At 55.1% G+C, this 21,587-nt stretch carries 15 protein-coding genes and 1 riboswitch; of the genes, 3 read left to right on the top strand and 12 right to left on the bottom strand.

Annotated elements, in window-relative coordinates; all coding sequences use genetic code 11:
• From rsmA to lptD, 4 genes are read right to left on the bottom strand one after another with little or no spacing between them, the layout of a single operon-like run.
• The gene (rsmA, locus tag ACPXSQ_RS15025) at nt 1-822 is read right to left on the bottom strand and encodes a 16S rRNA (adenine(1518)-N(6)/adenine(1519)-N(6))-dimethyltransferase RsmA (protein WP_013024577.1); all 822 of its coding nucleotides are present in this window, start codon (nt 820-822) and stop codon (nt 1-3) included.
• A complete protein-coding gene (pdxA, locus tag ACPXSQ_RS15020) occupies nt 815-1,807 on the bottom strand; it encodes a 4-hydroxythreonine-4-phosphate dehydrogenase PdxA (protein WP_426144125.1) in 993 nt (330 codons plus the stop codon). Before pdxA ends, rsmA begins: the two co-directional genes overlap by 8 nt.
• Nucleotides 1,797-3,092 (bottom strand): peptidylprolyl isomerase SurA, encoded by a 1,296-nt coding sequence (gene surA / locus ACPXSQ_RS15015; protein ID WP_013024579.1) that lies wholly within the window; start codon nt 3,090-3,092, stop codon nt 1,797-1,799. Before surA ends, pdxA begins: the two co-directional genes overlap by 11 nt.
• Before the next feature lie 54 nt (nt 3,093-3,146).
• Complete coding sequence (gene lptD, locus ACPXSQ_RS15010) at nt 3,147-5,519, bottom strand: LPS assembly protein LptD (RefSeq protein ID WP_022622261.1); 2,373 nt, start codon at nt 5,517-5,519, stop codon at nt 3,147-3,149.
• Nucleotides 5,520-5,701: 182 nt separating this feature from the next.
• Here lptD and djlA point away from each other — a divergent pair, with 182 nt between their 5' ends.
• Nucleotides 5,702-6,517 carry a co-chaperone DjlA gene (gene djlA, locus ACPXSQ_RS15005; protein ID WP_013024581.1) on the top strand — a complete coding sequence of 272 codons (816 nt, stop codon included), beginning with the start codon at nt 5,702-5,704 and terminating at the stop codon, nt 6,515-6,517.
• Between the two features lie 57 nt (nt 6,518-6,574).
• Here djlA and rluA read toward each other — a convergent pair whose 3' ends face one another.
• The 3 genes from rluA to polB all read right to left on the bottom strand — a co-directional run bounded on the left by rluA (nt 6,575) and on the right by polB (nt 12,688).
• Nucleotides 6,575-7,228, bottom strand: a complete 654-nt coding sequence (gene rluA, locus ACPXSQ_RS15000; RefSeq protein ID WP_015700973.1) for a bifunctional tRNA pseudouridine(32) synthase/23S rRNA pseudouridine(746) synthase RluA — start codon at nt 7,226-7,228, stop codon at nt 6,575-6,577.
• A gap of 37 nt (nt 7,229-7,265) precedes the next feature.
• Complete coding sequence (rapA, locus tag ACPXSQ_RS14995; RefSeq protein WP_041456175.1) at nt 7,266-10,172, bottom strand: RNA polymerase-associated protein RapA; 2,907 nt, start codon at nt 10,170-10,172, stop codon at nt 7,266-7,268.
• Nucleotides 10,173-10,327: 155 nt separating this feature from the next.
• Nucleotides 10,328-12,688, bottom strand: coding sequence for a DNA polymerase II (gene polB / locus ACPXSQ_RS14990; protein WP_143121498.1), 2,361 nt, complete (start codon nt 12,686-12,688; stop codon nt 10,328-10,330).
• 167 nt (nt 12,689-12,855) lie between these two features.
• Here polB and ACPXSQ_RS14985 point away from each other — a divergent pair, with 167 nt between their 5' ends.
• Nucleotides 12,856-13,620 carry a DedA family protein gene (locus ACPXSQ_RS14985; RefSeq protein ID WP_013024585.1) on the top strand — a complete coding sequence of 255 codons (765 nt, stop codon included), beginning with the start codon at nt 12,856-12,858 and terminating at the stop codon, nt 13,618-13,620.
• Here the strand turns inward: ACPXSQ_RS14985 and thiQ are convergent.
• From thiQ to sgrR, 4 genes are all read right to left on the bottom strand, one after another.
• Nucleotides 13,617-14,318 carry a thiamine ABC transporter ATP-binding protein ThiQ gene (gene thiQ, locus ACPXSQ_RS14980; protein ID WP_013024586.1) on the bottom strand — a complete coding sequence of 234 codons (702 nt, stop codon included), beginning with the start codon at nt 14,316-14,318 and terminating at the stop codon, nt 13,617-13,619. The two genes, ACPXSQ_RS14985 and thiQ, sit on opposite strands and share 4 nt — an antisense overlap.
• Nucleotides 14,302-15,912 (bottom strand): thiamine/thiamine pyrophosphate ABC transporter permease ThiP, encoded by a 1,611-nt coding sequence (thiP, locus tag ACPXSQ_RS14975; RefSeq protein WP_015700969.1) that lies wholly within the window; start codon nt 15,910-15,912, stop codon nt 14,302-14,304. Before thiP ends, thiQ begins: the two co-directional genes overlap by 17 nt.
• The gene (gene thiB, locus ACPXSQ_RS14970; protein WP_015700968.1) at nt 15,888-16,874 is read right to left on the bottom strand and encodes a thiamine ABC transporter substrate binding subunit; all 987 of its coding nucleotides are present in this window, start codon (nt 16,872-16,874) and stop codon (nt 15,888-15,890) included. The genes thiP and thiB overlap by 25 nt, the downstream gene beginning before the upstream one ends.
• Before the next feature lie 43 nt (nt 16,875-16,917).
• Nucleotides 16,918-17,022, bottom strand: a riboswitch (TPP riboswitch).
• Nucleotides 17,023-17,057: 35 nt separating this feature from the next.
• Nucleotides 17,058-18,719, bottom strand: coding sequence for an HTH-type transcriptional regulator SgrR (gene sgrR, locus ACPXSQ_RS14965; protein WP_015700967.1), 1,662 nt, complete (start codon nt 18,717-18,719; stop codon nt 17,058-17,060).
• Between the two features lie 255 nt (nt 18,720-18,974).
• On the opposite strand from sgrR, the gene ACPXSQ_RS14960 reads away from it, so the two are divergent.
• Nucleotides 18,975-20,153, top strand: coding sequence for an MFS transporter (locus tag ACPXSQ_RS14960; RefSeq protein WP_013024590.1), 1,179 nt, complete (start codon nt 18,975-18,977; stop codon nt 20,151-20,153).
• Between the two features lie 43 nt (nt 20,154-20,196).
• Here ACPXSQ_RS14960 and ACPXSQ_RS14955 read toward each other — a convergent pair whose 3' ends face one another.
• Complete coding sequence (locus tag ACPXSQ_RS14955) at nt 20,197-21,504, bottom strand: MFS transporter (protein ID WP_022622259.1); 1,308 nt, start codon at nt 21,502-21,504, stop codon at nt 20,197-20,199.
• Between the last annotated feature and the right edge of the window lie 83 nt (nt 21,505-21,587).

The following is a 21,587-nucleotide window of genomic DNA, read 5'->3' as shown; positions in this document are numbered from 1 at the left end:
TTACTCCTGGGGTTGATCCAGATGATCTGCCAGCCAGTTTGCTAACTGGCAATACTGCGCGACCGAAACATTTTCGGCACGCAGGCTGGTGTCGATTTCCAGCTCATCCAGTGCGCCAGCAACGACCATATGGCTCAGGCTGTTACGCAGCGTTTTGCGGCGTTGACCGAATGCTTCAGTGGTAATGCGGCTCAGAATACGCACGTCTTTGACCGGATGAGGCGGTGTCATGTAAGGGACTAACCGCACAACCGCCGAGTCCACCTTCGGGGGCGGGGTAAAGGAGTGCGGCGGCACTTCCAGCACCGGAATCACCTGACAATAGTACTGAGCCATTACGCTCAGACGACCATAGGCTTTGCTGCCGGGACCCGCAACCAGACGATTAACCACCTCTTTCTGCAGCATGAAGTGCATATCTTTAATCGAACCAGTATAGCTGAACAGATGGAACATCAGCGGGGTCGAAATATTATATGGCAGGTTACCGAAGACCCGCAGCGGCTGGCCTTTCTCTTTGGCCAGCGCAGCGAAGTCAAACGTCATGGCGTCCTGCTGGAAAATCGTCAGCTTGGGCCCTAAAAACGGATGAGTTTGCAGGCGTGCAGCCAGATCGCGATCTAACTCCACCACGGTTAAACTGTCCAGGCGTTCGCCCACGGGTTCAGTAAGTGCACCCAAACCCGGACCGATTTCCACTATTGCCTGATCGCGCTGTGGATGGATGGCGGAGACGATGCTGTCGATAATATATTGATCGTTCAGGAAGTTTTGCCCGAAACGTTTACGGGCGTAGTGCCCCTGATGGACGCGATTATTCATTACTGCTCTTGATCATAGTGATGGCGAGGTTAAGCGCCGTGATAAAGCTGCCCGCGTCAGCCTGACCCAACCCGGCTAATTCAAGCGCGGTGCCGTGGTCGACTGAGGTACGGATAAACGGCAGGCCGAGGGTAATATTAACCGCCCGACCAAATCCCTGAAATTTAAGCACCGGTAACCCCTGATCGTGATACATCGCCAGCACCGCATCGGCATGTTGCAGATATTTGGGCTGGAACAGTGTATCCGCAGGCAGCGGACCGGTGAGTTGAATGCCTTGCTCGCGCAGCGCATTGAGTGCCGGGATGATCGTGTCTATCTCTTCCCGCCCCATGTGACCGCCTTCTCCGGCATGGGGATTCAGTCCGCAGACAAAAATATGCGGCTGAGCAATGGCAAACTTATGCTTGAGATCCTGATGCAGAATGGTGATGACTTCATGCAGACAATCGCGGGTGACGGCACCAGCAACATCTTTTAACGGCAGATGCGTAGTGGCAAGCGCGACACGCAGTTGCTCGGTGGCCAGCATCATCACCACGCGCTGCACGCCCGCGCGCTCGGCAAAAAATTCGGTATGCCCGGTAAACGGAATGCCCGCGTCGTTAATCACGCCCTTGTGAACGGGGCCAGTAATTAAGGCAGAAAACTCCCCGGATAAACATCCGTCGCAGGCGCGTGCCAGGGTTTCCAGCACATAGTGGCTGTTGGCGACGCATAGCGTGCCGGGCGTGACCGGCTGCGGTATTTCAACGGGGAGAACGGTGAGCGTGCCAGCCTGTTGCGGTTCGGGTTCGCCTGCGGCGTCGTAAACGCGCAGCGTCAACGGCAAACCCAGCTGAGCAGCACGTTGCAGCAACAGCTGGGGAGAAGCACACACAACCAGTTCAACAGGCCAGGCTCGCTGAGCCAGTTGAACGGCAAGATCGGGACCAATCCCGGCGGGTTCGCCGGGCGTGATCACCACACGAAAATCACTGCGCATTGTTATCCAGGATTTTCACGTAAGCGCCGGCGCGCTGTTCCTGCATCCAGGTTTGCGCTTCTTCCGCAAACTTACGATTAAACAGCATACGGTAAGCGCGCTCTTTCTGGGCTGCATCGGTTTTATCCACCTGACGCGTATCCAGCAGCTGAATCAGATGCCAGCCAAAAGAGGAGTGGACCGGCTGACTGGTTTCGCCTTTTTTCAGACGCAGCAGCGCATCGCGGAATGCCGGGTCAAACACTTCTGGTGAGGTCCAGCCCAGATCGCCGCCCTGATTAGCCGAACCCGGATCGTCGGAGAACTGTTTGGCGGCCGCGGCAAAGGTCGTCTTACCACTGCGAATGTCGGCAGCGATCTGTTCCAGCTTAGCGCGAGCCTGATCGTCAGTCATGATCGGAGACGGCTTCAGCAGAATGTGGCGCGCATGCACTTCGGTAACAGAGACGTTTTTGCTCTCGCCGCGCAGATCGTTCACCTTCAGGATATGGAAACCCACACCTGAACGGATAGGGCCAACAATGTCGCCCTTCTTCGCTGTGGTCAGCGCCTGAGCAAACAGGGTAGGCAGCTCTTCGATTTTTGCCCAGCCCATGTTGCCGCCCTTCAGCGCCTGAGAATCGGCGGAGTAGGTCACGGCCAGCTTGCCAAAGTCTGCGCCACCTTTCAGTTCCGTTATCAGCTGTTTTGCCAGCTTCTCCTGATCGTCAACCTGCTGCTGCGTAGGGTTTTCCGGCAGAGGCAGCAGGATATGACTGATATTCATTTCAGTGCCCTGCGTATTCTGAGCGCCAACCTGCTGCGCCAGCGTATCGACTTCCTGCGGCAGGATAGTGACACGACGGCGGACTTCATTATTACGCACTTCAGAGATCAGCATCTCTTTACGGATCTGAGCACGATAGGTGTTGTAGTTCATCCCGTCGTAAGCCAGGCGGCTTCTCAGCTGATCAACGCTCATGCGGTTTTGCGCGGCGATATTCTGAATAGCCTGATCCAGTTGCTGATCGGTAATCTGTAAACCGGCTTTATCACCTAACTGCAGGATGATCGCGTCCATGATCTCACGTTCGAGGATCTGATGGCGCAACGTCTTATCATCAGGCAACTGTTGACCTGCCTGCTTCGCCTGAGATTTAACGGTGCTCATCATGCTGTCCACGTCACTCTCGAGGACCACGCCGTTATTCACTACAGCTGCAACTTTATCAACCACTTGTGGTGCTGCGAACGCGGTGTTGGCACTGAGCGCCACACCAAGAATCAGCATTCTCCAGTTCTTCATACTTTATCCATTATTGGTTCCGCACTGCGGGATTGCCTGTCAAACATCACAACATCAGAATGCACGCTGATAAGGGATGATACCCTGACTCAGCATCTGGCCGGTTCCCAGGCCATAATTTGAGCTCAGGCCACGTAACTCAATGTTGAATGAGATTTGGTTGTCATACTTACTGTCGTTGTTTTCCCAACCGTTGATTTTGCGCTCATATCCCAGACGAATTGCGTAGCAACAAGAGCTGTACTGCAGGCCAACCAACTGTGATGCAGGACGATTATTACGCGTATCATAGTAATACGCGCCAACCACCGACCAGGCATCATGAATCGGCCAGCTCGCCGTCGTACCGACCTGTGAAATCCCGTTTTTATAAATCGGGTTATTCACCAGTGAACTGTCGTTCAGCGCAGAAGCAACATACTCCGGGCTACTGTAACGGTAGCTCAACTGCACCATACGGTCAGCATCACGGCGGTATTCCAGCACGGTATTTCCCTGTGCCACGTTATTCAGGCGGGTATCGTACTGCAGCCCGCCGCGCACGCCCCAACGGTCACTTATCTTCCAGTAGCTGTCACCCGCCCACAGAAGACTACCGGTATCGTCTTCTTTATTGACCTGGTTAACACCCGTACGAGAAGGCGTGAACGAATAGATTTGACCTACAGAAACGTTAAAACGTTCAACCAAATCGGTATCATAAATTCGCGTAGTGACACCGGTGGCAACCTGGTTGGCCGAAGCGATGCGATCCAGGCCGCTGTATGAACGATCGCGGAACAGGCCGGTATAGTCGGTTTGCAGCAGAGTGGAGTCGTAAGGGTAGATATCACTCTGGTTACGATACGGGATATACAGGTACTGAACCCGGGGTTCCAGCGTCTGCGTGTAGCCCTGCGCCCAGTCCATATCGCGGTCAAACACCATACGACCGTCAACTTTAAACTGTGGCAAAGTCCGGTTAACAGAGTCTTTCAGCACGCCACTGCTTGTACTGGTTGGCGCAAAATTCGTGTTGTAGTAATCAACATCTTTCTGCTGATAGTGCGTCGCCAGAAACTTCGCTTCGGTATCCAGACTGGCCCAACCGTTGGACAACGGCAGATTAATCGTGGGCTCAACATGTAAACGCGTGGTTTCAGGATAGTTGCTGTTGACGTTGGTAAACTTGACGGCCTGCGCATAGATGCGGGTGTCGAACGGACCCACATCGTTCTGGTACCAGTTCAGATCCAGTTGCGGGAAGGCGCGATAGACGTTGCTGTTGCTCGTGTTGCCAAAAATCTGGAAATCTTTGGTCGACAGCGTTGCGTCCCAGTTGGTATCCGCATAGCCCACGCTGAATTTTTGCGAGGCGTAACCATCTGTCGAACTATAGTAAGGCGAGGTCAGATCGTTAAAATAATACTGATCGCTGACTTTGGTGTAGTCAGCACTGAAACGCCAGTGTTGGTCGTAAACACCAGAGTGACGCCAGTAAAATAACCAACGGTCCGAACTGTCATTTTGGGCAATGCCGCGTGCAGCTTTGTCGTTGTCATACTGTTTATCTGAGGCCAGATAGTCAAACTCAACGATGCCTGCGCCAGCCTGTGTCAGATAACGGAACTCATTCTGTAATTGCAGCCCGCGATTACTCATGTAATGCGGCGTAATGGTCGCATCGGCCTGCGGCGCGATGTTCCAGTAGTAGGGCAGAATGAACTCAAAACCGTTGCTGCTGCCGTATTTAGCATTGGGGATCAGAAAACCGGAACGGCGACGATCGCCCAATGGCAATTGCAGATAGGGGCTGTAAAACACCGGAACGGAACCCAGTTTAAAGCGCGCATTCCAGATTTCAGCCACTTCTTCCTGACGATCCTGAATGATCTCAGAACCCGCGACGCTCCAGCTGTTGCTGCCGGGCAGACAGGAAGTGAAGGTGCCGTTTTCCATGATGGTGTAACGGTTTTCACCGCGCAGCTTCATCTGATCGCCCGTTCCACGGCCCTGACGGCCTACCATCTGATAATCGCCGTTCCAGACGTTGGTATCTTTGGTATTCAGATTTGACCAGGCTTTCGGACCTTTCAGGATGACCTGATTATCATCGTAGTGCACATTACCTAGCGCATCGACGGTACGAACGGGAACGGTCTGACCTTCAGGCTGGCGTTGGTGAAGCTGTACTTCATCTGCCAGCATGCGGCTGTTACCCTGCTGCACATCCACATCGCCTGTGAAGACCGCATCGTCAGGATAGTTGCCTTTCAGGGAATCCGAGTGAATAGTAACGGGCAGCTGATTAGGATCGCCGTTAACCAGGGGGCGATTGTAGCTCGGCACGCCTAACATACACTGCGACATTAAATCATCGGCGAAGGCTTGCTGGCTAATGGCTGCGCCGATCATGGTGGCCAGCAGAGTAGGTATATGTTTTTTCATACGCGGTATCGAGAATTCCATGAAAACTGGCATCATGCCGACAATCGGGTCAGAGACTAACGCACTGCCTGGCGTTGCGCCAGTGTTAATCCTTTTCTGTCCGCGCTGCCGTTAGGCGCTGAGATAAATGACAGGTATGATAATGCAATTTTCAGCCGTAAGCATGGCGAATTGAGGAGTTTATGCGCTACTGGGGAAAAGTAATAGGTTTAGTGCTTGGATTGCTGTCCGGCGCAGGCTTTTGGGGAATTGTTATTGGTCTGATCATTGGGCATGGATTTGACAAGGTTCGCGGCGCGCAGAGCAAAGCTTACTTCTCAAATAATCAGACCCGGCAGTCACTCTTTTTCAGCACGACTTTTCAGGTCATGGGGCACTTAACCAAGTCGAAAGGGCGCGTAACCGAAGCGGATATTCAGATTGCATCGCTGTTTATGGATCGCATGCAGCTGCATGGCGATGCCCGAATGGCTGCACAGCGCGCCTTTCGCGAAGGCAAGCAGGGGGAATATCCGCTCCGTACCAAACTGCGTGAATTGCGCAGTGCCTGCTTCGGACGTTTTGATCTGATTAGGATGTTTCTGGAAATTCAGATCCAGGCCGCGTTTGCCGATGGGTCGCTGCATCCCAATGAACGTCAGGTGCTGTATGTGATTGGTGAAGAACTGGGGATTTCTCAGAGTCAGTTCGACCAGTTTCTGCGCATGATGGAGGGGGGACAGCAGTTCGGCGGCGGTCGCAGCTATTCACAGCAGGGCGGTTTTCAGCAGGCGCAGCGAGGCCCGACGTTATCCGATGCCTGTAACGTTTTGGGTGTGAAAACCACCGACGATGCCACCACCATCAAACGCGCCTATCGCAAACTGATGAGTGAACATCACCCGGATAAGCTGGTGGCGAAAGGTCTGCCGCCCGAAATGATGGAGATGGCGAAACAGAAAGCGCAGGACATTCAGTCGGCTTACGATCTGATTCGCAAAGAAAAAGGCTTTAAATAAGTGAGATGCGCGCCCGGCTGATGGCGAGGGCGCGCGAAGCATTAGCATCATGGCAGATTAAAAATCGGCAGGCTGCCTGAAGGTCATGGCATTACCAAACGCCGGGTGCGTGATGGTCAGCGATTCGGCGTGCAGCAGAAGACGATCTGACATGGCTTTTGCTTCCGGATGTGCGTAAAAACCGTCACCCAGAATCGGATGGCCCAGCGCCAACATATGTACGCGCAGCTGATGCGAGCGCCCGGTAATCGGTTTGAGCGCGACGCGCGCGCTGTTATCGTCACCGTATTCCACAACCTGATAGTCGGTTTGCGCCGACTTGCCGGTGTCGAAACACACTTTCTGCTTCGGGCGATTAGGCCAGTCGCAAATCAGCGGTAAATCCACCATGCCCTTCTCCTGCGCCGGATGGCCCCAAACCCGGGCCACATAGGTCTTTGCAGGCTCGCGTTCACGAAACTGACGTTTAAGCTCGCGCTCTGCGGCCTTTGTCAGGGCGACCACAATCACGCCGCTGGTCGCCATGTCCAGCCGATGCACAGATTCCGCCTCAGGATAATCGCGTTGGATCCGCGTCATCACGCTGTCTTTGTGCTCGTCAAGCCGACCGGGTACCGAAAGCAGGCCGCTGGGCTTATTCACCACCATGATATGGGCATCCTGATACAGAATGTGCAGCCAGGGCTCAAGCGGCGGATTGTAGGGTTCCATACTCTATTCCAAAAAAGAGGGCCTTGCGGCCCTGAACTTATTGATGCGTAACCACAATCAGACGCAGTGCATCCAGTCGCCAGTTCGCTTCATCCAGACTCTCCAGTACCTGCTGGCGATTCGTTTCCAGCGCCTCGACCTCATCGTCACGGATGTTGGGGTTAACGGCTTTCAGTGCTTCCAGACGTGATAACTCGGCCCCCAGCTTTTCGCTCGCCTCGCGCCGTGCCGCGTCAATAACGGCACGTGCTTCACTGACGACTTCTTTTTCAGCCAGCGTCAGGATCGCGTGAACGTCCTGCTGTACGGCATTCACCAGCTTACTTCCGGTGTGGCGGTTAACGGCATTCAACTGGCGGTTGAAGCTTTCGAATTCCACTTTACCGGCCAGGTTCGTCCCGTTGCGATCCAGCAGCAGGCGCACCGGCGTAGGGGGCAGGAAGCGGGTTAGCTGCAGATGTTTCGGTGCCTGGGATTCCACCACGTAGATCATCTCGACCAGCAGTGTTCCCACAGGCAATGCCTTGTTCTTTAACAGCGACAGCGCACAACTGCCGGTGTCACCTGACAGAATCAGATCCAGGCCATTACGGATTAACGGATGTTCCCAGGTAATAAACTGCGTATCTTCACGCGACAGGGCCTGATCGCGATTGAAGGTGATCGTACAGCCGTCTTCCGGCAGGCCAGGAAAGTCCGGAACCAGCATATGATCTGAAGGTGTCAGCACGATCAGGTTATCACTGCGGTCTTCCTGATTAATGCCGACGATATCAAACAGGTTAAGAGCAAAGTTAACCAGTTCGGTATCATTATCCTGTTCGGCAATGGTATTGGCCAGCGCCTGGGCGGCTTCACCACCGTTAGAGTTTAGCTCCAGCAGGCGGTCGCGGCCCTGTTCGAGTTGGGATTTCAGCGCATCATGCTGCTTACGGCATTCGCTAATGAAATCATCAAACCCGTCGCTGTTTTCCGGTGCGGCCAGGTAGTTAATCAGCTCTGCGTTGACGCTGTCGTAGATGGCTCTGCCGGTCGGGCAGGTGTGCTCGAACGCGTCCAGCCCTTCGTGATACCAGCGCAGCAGCACGGCCTGGGCCGTTTTCTCCAGCCAGGGGACCAGAATCTGAATATCGTGCGCCTGGCCAATACGATCCAGTCGGCCAATACGCTGTTCCAGCAGATCCGGGTTAAACGGCAGATCGAACATCACCAGACGGCTGGCGAACTGGAAGTTACGGCCTTCGGAACCAATTTCGGAGCACAGCAGGACTTGTGCGCCGTTCTCTTCAGAAGCGAACCAGGCGGCAGCCCGATCGCGTTCAATGATCGACAGCCCTTCATGGAACACGGCGGCGCGAATCCCTTCACGTTCACGCAGCACCTGCTCCAGTTGAAGTGCTGTAGCGGCCTGAGCACAGATCACCAGCACTTTTTCTTTACGGTTGCTGGTCAGGTAACCCATGAGCCATTCAACGCGCGGATCGAAGTTCCACCAGGTGCCGGTATCGCCTTCGAACTCCTGATAAATCTGTTCCGGATAGAGCAGATCGCGCGCGCGCGCTTCTGCGCTTTTACGTGTGCCCATAATACCGGACACCTTAATGGCCGTTTGATACTGAGCCGGCAGGGGCAGACGAATAGCGTGTAACTCACGTTTCGGGAAGCCTTTCACCCCGTTGCGGGTATTACGGAACAGCACGCGGCTGGTACCGTGGCGATCCATCAGCATGGAAATGAGTTCGCTGCGCGCGTCCTGTTTGCCTTCACGATCGCTGTTTGCCACCTGCAGCAGCGGTTCAATATCCTGCTCGCCGACCAGCTCATTGATCATATTCATCTCGTTTTGTGAGATGGCATGATCGGCCAGCAGCGATGTCACCGCATCGGCAATCGGGCGGAAGTGCTGCTGCTCTTCAACAAAGGCGGCAAAATCATGAAAACGGTCGGGGTCAAGCAAGCGCAGGCGCGCAAAATGACTCTCCATGCCCAGCTGTTCTGGCGTCGCGGTCAGTAACAGGACGCCCGGCGTTTTTTCAGCCAGTTTTTCGATCACCTGATACTCGCGGCTTGGTTCGCCTTCGGACCAGGCCAAATGGTGCGCTTCATCCACCACCATTAAATCCCAGTCGGCGTCCGCCAGCTTATCCAGACGCTGTTTGTTGCGACGCACAAAGTCCAGCGAGCAGATAATCAACTGTTCGGTGTCAAAGGCATTGTCGCTGTCGTGCTGCGCTTCAGCGTAACGATCGTCGTCAAACAGGGCGAAGCGCAGGTTGAAGCGGCGCAGCATTTCTACCAGCCACTGATGTTGCAGGGTTTCTGGCACGACGATAAGTACGCGTTCAGCACGGCCTGCCAACAGCTGCTGCTGGATGATCATGCCGGCTTCGATGGTTTTCCCCAGGCCGACCTCATCCGCGAGCAGGACGCGCGGCGCATGGCGGCGGCCTACGTCGTGGGCGATATGCAGCTGGTGGGGGATCAGATTGGTACGCATGCCGCGCAGGCCGCTGACGGGTAGGCGATACTGCTCACTTTGATATTTACGTGCGCGAAAACGCAGGGCGAAGCGATCCATACGGTCGAGCTGGCCTGCAAACAGCCTGTCCTGAGGTTTGCTGAACACCAGTTTGCTGTCGAGCATCACTTCACGCAGCATGACGTGGGTTTCTTCGGTATCAAGGCGCGTGCCGATATAGGTTATCAGGTCATTGTCATTGCGTACTTCATCGACCTGCATCTGCCAGCCTTCGTGGCTGGTAACGGTATCACCCGGATTAAAAATCACGCGGGTGACCGGCGAGTCGCTGCGAGCGTAGAGGCGATTTTCCCCTGTGGCCGGGAACAGCAGGGTGATCATGCGCGTATCAATCGCCACCACGGTGCCTAATCCCAGTTCACTTTCTGTATCACTAATCCAACGCTGACCTAATGTAAAAACCATATAATTTTTGCTCGAATTTTTAACGTTTTTGAAGGTGTTCCCCATTCTCAGGCAATAGCATTTCATCCAGGCAAAAGGGCCTGGTGCGTCATGTCAGAGCAGTGAGTTTTGAGGAAGGGCGTTATGGTACTGGATGGCAGGGCATTCGTCACCTGTCAAAAAAGGCCTAACTGCCCGGTAATGAGTGTAGCAAAGTCGCCATCGACAAAAGGCAGAATGCCTTCGGCTACGGGCTGCAGCTGTTTAGTCACGTAGTGATCGTAGTCCAGCGGCGTGGTTCGGGCCTCTACCGGCTCGGGGCCGCCAGTGGCAATCACATAACTAATGCGGCCCCCGGTCTGATATTGCAACGGACGGCCCAGCTTACGATTCTGCTCATCAGCCAGACGGGCGGCGCGGACATGGGGCGGCACATTGCGTTCATACTCGTTCAGTGGGCGGCGCAGGCGCTTTTTATAAATCAGCCTGTCGTCCAGCTCACCTGCCAACAGCTGGGCCACCGTGTTACGAACATAGTCTTCCCACGGCTGGCGATGAAATATGCGGCTGTAAAGCTCCTGCTGAAACTGCTGCGCCAGCGGCGTCCAGTCGGTACGTACCGATTCCAGTCCTTTGAACACCATACGCTCACTTTCGCCTTCCCGAATTAAGCCCGCATAGCGTTTTTTACTGCCCTGTTCAGCACCGCGAATCGTCGGCATCAGGAATCGGCAAAAGTGATTTTCATACTCCAGCTCCAGGGCGCTGGTCAGGCCGTATTGCTGCTGCAGATGTTCACGCCACCAACCGTTGACCTTCCCGGCCAGTGCCCGGCCAATTGCCTCTGCCTCGTCTTCATCCCGGGCGGATTTCAGCCAGACAAAGGTCGAATCGGTGTCGCCATAAATCACATCGTAGCCTTCGGCTTCAATGAGTTCACGGGTTTGCTGCATGATGGCATGACCGCGCAGCGTAATAGACGAGGCCAGGCGAGGGTCAAAAAAGCGGCAGGCGCTGGTGCCGAGCACGCCGTAAAACGCATTCATGATGATTTTCAGGGCCTGCGACAGGGGTTTATTGCCCTGTGTTTTTGCGGTTTCGCGCCCCTGCCAAATCTGCTCTACGATGGCGGGCAGGCAATGCGTCTCACGTGAGAAGCGCGCCTCGCGAAAACCGGGCACCGAGTCCGCATCCGTTGGGTGCGCCAGACCTTCGATGAGCCCGACGGGATCGATCAGAAAGGTGCGGATAATCGAGGGATACAGGCTCTTATAATCCAGCACTAACACGGAATCATACAGGCCGGGCCGGGAATCCATCACGTAGCCGCCGGGGCTGGCTTCCGGCGCCACATCGCCCAGATTCGGGGCGACAAAACCGGCCCGGTGCATGCGGGGGATGTACAGATGACCGAATGCCGCGACGGAGCCACCGTGGCGATCGACTGCCAGCCCGTTAACGGCAGCGCGCTCCAGTAAAAACGGCATGATCTCGGTTTTATGAAAGATGCGCGTGACCAGCTCGCAATCCTTCAGGTTGTAGCGCGCCAGCGCCGGTTTATCGTTGGCAAAACGCCAGTTGATCTCTTCCATGCGCTGCCATGGGTTATCAATGGCTTTGCCTTCACCGAGCAGCTGTTGCGAAACAGATTCCAGACTAAAAGAGGGAAAATCCCAGAAGGCGGATTTCAGGGCATCAATGCCGTCAATAATCAGGCGACCTGTCGCCTGGGCAAAAAACACGCCGGGTTTAAACCCATGCTCGCGCCACTCCAGCGCGGCCTGCTGGCGGCCAAGACGTAACGGAATGCCGTAGCGATCGGCGTGTTTCTGCAGCACGCGCAGGTCAAACTGCACCACGTTCCAGCCGATGATCACATCCGGATCGTTATCGGCAAACCAGCGATTCAGCGCCTCCAGCAACTGCGGGCGGCTCTCAAGATAGATAAGTTCGAAATCCAGTTCGCTGGCGTCGCCGTTAGGCGGTCCCAGCATGAAAACCTGGCGCTGCCCGCAGCCTTCCAGACCAATACAGTAAAGCTCGCCATGCTGGGTCGTTTCAATATCCAGCGAGACCCACTTCAGCGGGGGCCGGTAATCGGGATGGGGTTTCAGACGGGCGTTAACCCATGCGTCGCCCTGAATGTCACCATCAAACCACACGGGCGCGGTAATAAACCGTTCCATCAGGTAGCGTTCGGGTGGACGAATGTCGGATTCATACAGGGGGATACCGCTTTCGCGCAGTTTCTTTTCAACCCACTGCAACTGGCGATGCTGCCGGCAGTACAGGCCAAATACTGGACGGCGGCGAAAATCTTTTAATTGCAGAGGCTGCATCCGCAGCTGGCGCTCGCCCTGCAACAGCGTGTCGACCTGCGCCTGATATTCACAGGGAATAAACGTCACGGATTCCTGCAAAGGCAGCACAACGCGCTGAGCACCCTCGTCGGTGGCCAGCCACAGCGTAATTTCTGTGCCTTGCGGCGTGTCGCGCCAGTGACGGCTGAGCAGAAACCCTGCGCGGGGCTTATTCACGTATTCTCCAGGCAGATAGCGAGTCGGACATCTCATTGACCAGTATAACATGGATATTTATACAGTGTCTTCCGGTGCGTTTTGTCAATATTGGCCTACAATTCTTGCCTTGACGCTGTGATGTCTGCTCTGGACAATCCAGCCTTCTGCTTTTTCTGAGGATTGATATGGAAGCCTGGGTTGAACACCTGATTACACAGTCGCTGGAGTGGGCGCTGTTTGCCGTCGCGCTGGTGACGTTTCTGGAGTCATTGGCGTTCGTGGGGCTGTTACTCCCTGGCACCGTCATGATGGCGAGCCTGGGTGCGCTGGTGGGCAGTGGACAGATCGGCTTATATCCCGCCTGGGCCGCGGGCTTCATTGGCTGCCTGCTGGGCGACTGGGTTTCCTATGGCATTGGCTGGAAGTTTCAGGGGCCGCTCCATCGCTGGAAATACCTGCAAAAGTACAAAGGGCTGCTGGATAAGACCGAACACGCGCTGTATCAGCACAGCATGTTTACCATTCTGGTCGGGCGCTTTGTCGGGCCAACCCGGCCGCTGATCCCGCTGGTGGCGGGCATGCTGGAATTGCCGGTACGCAAATTTCTGCCCCCCAATCTGATCGGCTGTATTTTATGGCCACCGCTCTATTTATTGCCGGGTATTCTGGCAGGCGTCGCGATTGATGTTCCGAAAGAAGCCCAGGGCGGCCATTTCATCTGGCTGTTATTAGGCGTTGCTATCCTGGTATGGCTGGGATGCTGGCTGTGCTGGCGCTGGTGGCGCAGTGGAAAAACGCGCGACTGGGCGACGGCGTATTTGCCACCCGAACGTCTGCGCTGGCTGGCGCCGCTAAGTTTTGTGGTGGCCGTTGCGGCGTTCGTCGGCATCCAGTTTCATCCGATGATGCCGATTTTCCGCCACCTGTTGTGGCAGGTCTTTATCGGTTAACGGCGCGGGATGCCGAGCACATCGGCTTCCCGTATGTTCCCTGACAACAGTGCGTCCGTCGATCCCTGCCAGTAAACGCGTCCATCCACCACCACCACGCTACGTGGCGCTATCTGCTGTGCGTCTTCAAGACTGTGCGACACCATCAGCAACGTAATCGCACGGGTTTCGCAGACGGTGCGTACCAGATTAAGCATCTCGCCGCGCAGGGCCGGATCGAGCGCCGAAAAAGGTTCATCCAGCAGCAGCACCGGGCGATCGCGCAGTAAACAGCGTGCCAGGGCAACGCGCTGGCGTTGTCCTCCCGAGAGCTGGCCCGGCAGGCGTGACAGCATCTCACTGAGTCCGACCTGCTGCGCAATGGTCGTCACCTGCTGGCGCTGATCTGAGGTCAGCTTCAGACCGGGATGTAAGCCCAGCCCCAGGTTCTGTTCTACGCTCAGGTGCGGAAACAGGTTATTTTCCTGAAACAGCATTGATACCGGGCGCTGGGCGGGCACGCTATTCGTATGGTCAACACCGTTAATCGTCAGGCTGCCCTGGCTGACGGGCAGAAAACCGGCAATCAGGTTTAATAACGTACTTTTACCTGCCCCGCTTGGGCCGAGAATCGCCAGTCGTTCGCCGCGCCCGGCGTGAAGGGAAAAACGCATCGGCAAATGCTGATACAGGTAAGTCAGATTATTCAGTGTCAGCATGGCGGCCCGGTAATTTTTCCATCAAGGTGAACAGAGACAGGCAGAGTAGCAGCAATAACAGTGCAGTAACGGCACCATCGGCACCGCGATAGGCGCCTATCTGCTGATAAAGGTAGAACGGCAGCGTGCGGAAATCGGCATTACCAAACAGCGCTACGACGCCAAAATCACCAATCGACAGCACGCAGGCAAACGCCAGCGCCTGCGCCAGCGGACGTTTCAACGCCCGCAGTTCAATCAGCCACAGGCGGTTCCAGCCGCTGATGCCCAGTGCCCCGCACAGGTGTGCGTAACGTTCAGCGATATCCCGCATCGGGTTTTCCAGCACTTTCAACGCGTAGGGAATCGCGATTAACGCATTGGCAAAGATCACCACGCCATCCGCGGAGTCCGGCAAGCCGGTCGTGGCGTTCAGTAGCAGGAAAAAGCCGGTTGCCAGCACGATACCGGGCATTGCCAAAATCAGCATGCCGCTGGTGTCCATGATCTGTGCGGCGAGTGTATGCCGCCGCAGGCGCAGCTCCCGGCTGCTCCACAACAGCATGGTGGTCAGGACCAGACACAGCACGCCGGCGCCGAGCGCGATACGTAACGAGGTCAACGTTGCCTGCCATAACGCCGGTTGCTGTAACGCGCCCCGAAGCCCGCCATCCAGACCATTTACGATCACCGCCAGCAGCGGTGGGAGTAGCAGCAGCAGGGCGAAAAAGATGATGGCGGCGTCGCTGACGCGGGCCAGCGTGGAATCCTGAGGATCGCGCCAGCCGTTCAGTTGCGGGCTACCTGCCGGAATGGCGTTGCTGAAGCGCTGGCTGAGGAGCACCAGCACCAGGCAGCAGCTGAGCTGAATCAGCGCCAGGAGCGCCGCGCGGCCCGGATCGTAGTCATAGCTTAACGCCTGGAAGATGGCCAGTTCGATGGTGGTCGCCTGCGGCCCGCCACCCAGCGATAGCACGGTGGCAAAACTGGCAAAACAGAGCATAAAGATTAATGCCCCGGTGGGCAGGAGCTGGCGGCGCAGCCAGGGCCATTCAAGCAGCCGGAAATGATGCCAGCCACGTATGTTCAGTTGGGCAGCAAGCTGACGCTGTTCGGCAGGAATGCTTTCCAGCGCCTGCAGCATCAGGCGCGTGGCCAGCGGCAGGTTGAAAAACACATGGGCCAGTAAAATTCCCTGAAGCCCGTAAGGCGAGAAGTGATAGTCCACGCCAAGCCAGGCGCAAAGCTGTGCCAGCCAGCCCACCCGACCATAGACGGTGAGCAGGCCGAATACGGCCACCAGCACGGGCAGAACCAGCGTCATGGCGCACAGGCGCAGCAACACCTGACGTCCGGGAAAGCGCCGCCGATAAAGGGCTCGGGACAATGGAATGGCCGGCAGCAAGGAGAGCAGGGCGGAAAGCAGCGCCTGCTTAAACGAAAAGCCAATAACATGATGCAGATACGTATCCTGCAGGACAGACCGCCAGTTGGTCGCTGGCGCCGCCATCCACAGTGCTGTGAAGGCCAGCAGCGCCACGCTGCAGAGCAGCAGCGTGGCGAGCGAACCCGGAATCAGCCAGAAAGGGATTAACGGCTGACGGCGCGTTGCCATTGGCTAACCCATTGCGAACGGTGGCTGGCAACCTCTTCCGGTGAAAACTGCAATGTTGTCTTTGGCACGCTGAGCGAGGCAAACCCGGCGGGCAGGTCAGTTTTGATCACCGGATACATCCAGTTCCCGGTAGGGATGGTGTTCTGAAAGGCTGGCGTAACCATGAATTGCATAAACTGTTCTGCCAGTTTGGGCTGCTTGCTGTTCGCCAGTCGGGCGGCCACCTCAACCTGCAGATAGTTGCCTTCGGCGAAGGATGCCGCAGCATAGTTATCTTTTTTCTCTTCAATGATGTGATAAGCCGGTGACGTGGTATAGCTCAGCACCAGATCGCTCTCGCCTTTAAGAAACAGGCCGTAGGCTTCACTCCAGCCTTTGGTGACCGTGACGGTTTTCTTCGCCAGCTTTTGCCAGGCCTCAGGCGTGTTGTCCCCGTAAACCTTTTGCATCCACAGCAGCAGGCCAAGGCCTGGCGTGCTGGTGCGAGGATCTTCATAAATCACGCGCCATTTCTCTGGGCTTTCGACCAGTTCTTTCAGGCTTGTAGGGGGATTTTTTAGCGTGTTTTTGTTGTACACGAATGCGAAATAACCGTAATCGAACGGCACAAAGGTGGTGTCCTTCCAGCCGCCGGGCACCTGCAGCTCACGGGTATCCACGTCGCTTTTGGCAAACAGGCCGGTTTGCTGCGCGGCCTGCAGAAGGTTGTTATCCAGGCCTAGTACCACATCGGCCTTTGTGTTCTTGCCTTCCATACGTACACGGTTCAGCAGCGAAACACCGTCTTCCAGCGCGACAAATTTCAGCTCGCAACCGCACTGGGCTTCAAAGGCTTTTTTGACGGCCGGACCCGGCCCCCAGTCAGCGGAAAAGGCGTCGTAGGTGTAAACCGTCAGGACAGGTTTGGCCGCAAAGACCGGGGCAGAAAGTAACAGCAGCACGGGCAGGACGTTTTTTAACACTTTGCGCTCCTAGGGCGGCAGGGTTGAGTCGCAAAGGATCTGAGCAAAACAACCTCTCAAATCCCTACGTCGGTATTAACCGATTCAGGTTCGACGGGTATTTCTCAGCGCCCTGACACTGTGGAAAGGGGCACCCCGTTGAGAACGCCACATTCTAGTCATTAAATGCGCAAGGGGAAAGGCTCACAGCGTAGGCGGGGCAAACCAGGCGGATTTAAAATCAAACCAGCCCAATGTATTCATCCGCACGCCGCGCATACTGCGCTGGCCCTCCAGCAGCAGCCAGTGATGAAACAGCGGATGAAGCCAGCTATTTTCCACCAGATATTTACCCCATTCAGCGAGGGAGAGCGTTTTTTCACGCCAGCGCGTGGCATCCTGCTGCCAGTTAACAGGCAGACAGTGCTGCATCAACGGCGTTTCGTATAACAGGGCAAACAGGGAATATTCGAGGGGCAGGGTAAAATTGACGCTACCCAGCCAGATATCACTCTCGCCTTCGCCCTGATGCCAGCTTTCGTAACTGACTTCCCGGGTGTTCAACGTAACGCCCTGTTCTGCCAGCAACGGACGTAAGGCATCCGTAATACTGACATGCTCAATATGCTGGTTATACCAGGTTAACGTCAGGCTCGTGAGGCCCGCCGGTTTGTCCACTGGGGTCAGATCGCGGCGATGGTGCCAGCGGGGTAGCAGGCCGTAAGCCGGGAACCAGTAGCGCTGATAACCCCTGCCCGCATTATTGAGGAGTGCAATCGGGTTAAGCAGGTCGCTGAGCCAGCGTCGAATGTCTCGATCGGCCATTTTTTCTGAACGCTGATCGAACAGTAAATAGTAGCAACCTTCTTCAAGCCGGCTCTCTTCCTGTTTCTCATCGGCTTTTTCGCCCTGCAGGCGAACCCCTGCATAAACCAGCTCGTCACTGATCTCTGGCAGTACCCACACCGACACATCATCGATCAGCGCGCGATAGCCAAAGTAGTCGTCAAACGCTTCTATCTTCAACTGGCTGTGCTGATTACGGACGACCCGATAAGGACCTGTTCCCACAGGTTGACGGGCAAAATCGCGAATTTCAGGCCATTCCCGTGGCAGAATCATGGCGCTGACGCTGCCCAGCAGCCAGGGCAGCCAGCTGTCGGGCTGATCCAGATAGATATCCAGGGTCCAGGGGGCCGGTGAGTCGAGCCGTTGGATATGAGAAAACAGGGGATACTGACGCAGGCGTTCCAGGCTTGCGATCACATCGGCCATGTCCAGCTCCCGGCCATGATGAAATCGAATGGCAGGACGTAAAAAAAAGCGCCAGTGGAGATCGGATGTTTGCTGCCAGTGATGGGCGATATCGGCCTCGATTTCCCCCTTTTCCTCATTTATGCGCGTCAGGCCGCTAAAGATCTGGCGGGCAATATGGGTTTCCGAACGGCGCAGGGGCGAACCGGGTAACAGATTCAGCAGAGGGCGATAATAGAGGACGCGCAAAATATGTTTGCCCTGGCGGAAGCTCCGCCCCAGGTGGGCGCTGATCATCTGTCTGACCTGATCTTTATCCCCCACCAGCTGGACTAACTGATCGATACGATCCTGCTCCAGAAGATCTTCGGCACGCTGCTGCTGGAGCGCCAGCCCGGTGTAGCAGAAGGTCATCAGGGAACGTTTGCCCCGTCCGGCTTCGGCCTGCCAGGTGAGCCAGCCAGCCGCTTGCATTCTGTTGAGCAGGTTTCGCATATGGCGACGCGAACAGTGCAGCAAATCAGCCAGTTCGCCCAGGGTTGTTTCCTGTGGTTGTCCCTGGCAATTTTGCCACAGACGAATGAACTGCTGCTTCAGACGTGATGACGACATAAAAGAGGAACTCCCTGATAAAGGTGCTCTGTTTTTCTTACCCCATTTTAGAGGCAATCTTTCCTGTATTGGAAGAGCGGGAGGCATTCAGTAATGAATGGTGCTCTGACATGGACTGGCAGCGATGTCTGTCCCTTCTGAGTAGTGTGTTACGATTTCGCCAGCAGGGTTATTCTGCTGGTTTTTTTTACGTTGCAGGTTTGGGTCGGGGTTCCATTGTTCCCGTTTCTCCCGTTGTTCTGTCAGGGATAAGGCATGAAATCTTTGTTATCGTTCTCGCGCCGTTTCAATCCGGTCTTTTTGGCTTTTATGGTGACCGCCTTTATCCTCGGCGTGGCCGGTGCGCTGCAGGCGCCGACGCTGAGCCTGTTTTTATCGCGAGAAGTGCAGGTGCCACCGCTGTGGGTCGGGCTGTTTTTTACCATCAATGCCATCGCCGGCATTGTGGTCAGCATGATGATCGCAAAGCGCTCCGACAGCGTCGGCGATCGGCGGAATATCATCTTAGTGTGCTGTATCCTTGCCCTGGCAAACGCCATACTGTTCGCGTTTACCCGCCATTACCTGACGCTGATAACGCTGGGCGTGCTGTTATCGTCGCTGGCGAACGTCGCCATGCCGCAGCTCTTTGCGCTGGCGCGAGAATATGCCGACAGTTCCTCGCGCGAAGTGGTGATGTTCAGTTCCATTATGCGCGCTCAGGTGTCGCTGGCGTGGGTGATTGGGCCACCGCTGTCGTTTGCGTTGGCGCTGAATTTTGGTTTCGTTACGCTGTTCAGCGTGGCGGCCGGCTTGTTTTTTCTCTGTTTCCTGCTGATCTGGTTTACCGTGCCCTCGGTGCCGCGTGCGGCTTCCCTGATGCAGTCGGGCGGGATCCCCCTGAGCGGCTGGCGGATTCGTGACGTGCGCATTTTGTTTGCCGCATCAACGCTGATGTGGACCTGTAACACCATGTACATTATCGATATGCCGCTGTGGATCAGCAACGATCTGGGCCTGCCCGAAAAGCTTGCCGGTCTCTTAATGGGCACGGCCGCCGGGTTGGAAATCCCGGTCATGATCCTGGCCGGTTTCTATGCCAAACGTTGGGGTAAGCGAAAGATGATGGTGGGCGCGGTGGCCTCCGCCGTTGTGTTTTACAGCGGCCTGATTCTGTTTCACAGTCACCTGGCGCTGCTGGTCCTGCAGGTGTTCAACGCTCTGTTTATCGGCGTTGTCGCGGGCATTGGAATGTTGTGGTTTCAGGATCTGATGCCGGGGCGGGCAGGCGCAGCCACAACCCTGTTTACCAACAGCATTTCGACCGGCATTATTTTGGCGGGGTTATTTCAGGGCATACTGGTTGAACATTTTGGTCACGGCAGCGTGTACTGGGTGATCGCCGCGATTGCTTTACTGACGCTGGGAATGATACGCAACGTTAAAGACGTTTAATAAGCACGTTCCCCCGGCAGAACAGTGCCGGGGGAACGGTGCTTTAGAGCACAATCCGCTTAATATCGCCAATGATAAAGATATAGGCGACTAAGCCAATCACCGCAGTGATGCCGATATACACGAGCGCATAAAAAAAGCTGCTTGTCATTGAAATGATAATGCCGATAATCAGGGGCGCTAAAATCGAAGCCATATTGGCGCAAAAGTTAAATATACCACCAGTGAGTCCTGCCATAGAAGCCGGGGCAATATCTGCGATTATTGTCCAGCCCAGACCGACCATGCCTTGTCCAAAAAAGGCAATGGACATAACGATGATAACGGCGCTGTCTGAACTCATCCAGTTAGCCGCAATAATCGTGCCGGAAAGCACCAGGCCGCTAATAACCGGAAGTTTTCGGCTCAGATTAATAGATCCTGTTGCATTCAACAGTTTATCTGAGAGCCACCCGCCAAAGATAACGCCTACAGCGGCAGCCATAAATGGCCATACAGAGAAAAAGCCCACCTGAAGCCATTCCAGTTGCCGTTCTTTCGCTAAATAGGTGGGAAACCATGTCAGAAAAAACACCAGGGTAGTATTTCCAGCGAATTGTCCGAGACTGGCACCAATAATTTGCCGGCAGCAGAGTAAACGTTTGGCATCGGGCCAATTAAAGGGCGTGTTTTTTAATGTTTCAATGGGTTCATTATTGATAATGTAATCAATTTCTTCCTGATTGGCTTTTTGGGATGCTTCAGGCTCATGGTAAAGTCGCCACCAAATAAACGTGAACAGAATACCGGCTCCGCCGGTAATAAAAAAAAGGCTGCGCCAGCCGTGATACTCCAGAATGAGATAGAGTAAGGGCGAGAAAGCCGCCAGACCAATATATTCCCCGACGGTATAGGTTGCGGTGGCGCGGGCACGTTCATGACGCGGGAACCATTTTGCCACTACGCGACTGTTAACCGGAAAACAGGGTGCTTCGCTCAATCCCAGCCCCAGTCTCAGGAAGATCAAAGACTTGAGCCCAAGAGTAAATGTTTGCAGTAGAGTGAAAATCGACCAAAACAGCACGGAAAGGGCGTAGGTCAGTTTGTTACCAAAGCGATCTAAAAACATCCCTCCGGGGATTTGTGCCAGCGTATACGTCCAGGCGAAGGCAGAAAAAGCCACGCCCATCATAGCGGGATCGATTTCAAGTTCGCGGGTGATTTTTGGCGCAACGATGCCTAAAATTGTCCGATCAAGATAGTTAATCATTGTGCCAGCGGATATTAATAGCAGAATGATTATTCTGACTTTCGTGGGTTTATTTTTCGGCGTGCGCCTGCCAGCGTGTTCCTCATTGTATAACTTTTCCATGATGTATCCCTGAAGTTTAAACTATTTTTTGATGTTTTTTTTACATTGAAAAATAGTCTGATATTGCTAATTTTTTTGTTTCT

The organism is Pantoea sp. EEL5 (assembly GCF_049892805.1).
GTDB lineage: Bacteria > Pseudomonadota > Gammaproteobacteria > Enterobacterales > Enterobacteriaceae > Pantoea > Pantoea ananatis.
Note: the sequence above shows the minus strand (reverse complement) of the source record. Positions and strands in the feature narration are given on the sequence as shown.

Bases quoted from the DNA above. Each gene is read 5' to 3' on its own strand.
- thiP (WP_015700969.1), bottom strand. From the start codon at position 15,912: ATGGCAACGCGCCGTCAGCCGTTAATCCCTTTCTGGCTGATTCCGGGT.
- surA (WP_013024579.1), bottom strand. From the start codon at position 3,092: ATGAAGAACTGGAGAATGCTGATTCTTGGTGTGGCGCTCAGTGCCAAC.
- lptD (WP_022622261.1), bottom strand. From the start codon at position 5,519: ATGAAAAAACATATACCTACTCTGCTGGCCACCATGATCGGCGCAGCC.
- ACPXSQ_RS14985 (WP_013024585.1), top strand. From the start codon at position 12,856: ATGGAAGCCTGGGTTGAACACCTGATTACACAGTCGCTGGAGTGGGCG.
- rluA (WP_015700973.1), bottom strand. From the start codon at position 7,228: ATGGAACCCTACAATCCGCCGCTTGAGCCCTGGCTGCACATTCTGTAT.
- ACPXSQ_RS14960 (WP_013024590.1), top strand. From the start codon at position 18,975: ATGAAATCTTTGTTATCGTTCTCGCGCCGTTTCAATCCGGTCTTTTTG.
- rsmA (WP_013024577.1), bottom strand. From the start codon at position 822: ATGAATAATCGCGTCCATCAGGGGCACTACGCCCGTAAACGTTTCGGG.
- thiQ (WP_013024586.1), bottom strand. From the start codon at position 14,318: ATGCTGACACTGAATAATCTGACTTACCTGTATCAGCATTTGCCGATG.
- ACPXSQ_RS14955 (WP_022622259.1), bottom strand. From the start codon at position 21,504: ATGGAAAAGTTATACAATGAGGAACACGCTGGCAGGCGCACGCCGAAA.
- pdxA (WP_426144125.1), bottom strand. From the start codon at position 1,807: ATGCGCAGTGATTTTCGTGTGGTGATCACGCCCGGCGAACCCGCCGGG.
- djlA (WP_013024581.1), top strand. From the start codon at position 5,702: ATGCGCTACTGGGGAAAAGTAATAGGTTTAGTGCTTGGATTGCTGTCC.
- rapA (WP_041456175.1), bottom strand. From the start codon at position 10,172: ATGGTTTTTACATTAGGTCAGCGTTGGATTAGTGATACAGAAAGTGAA.
- sgrR (WP_015700967.1), bottom strand. From the start codon at position 18,719: ATGTCGTCATCACGTCTGAAGCAGCAGTTCATTCGTCTGTGGCAAAAT.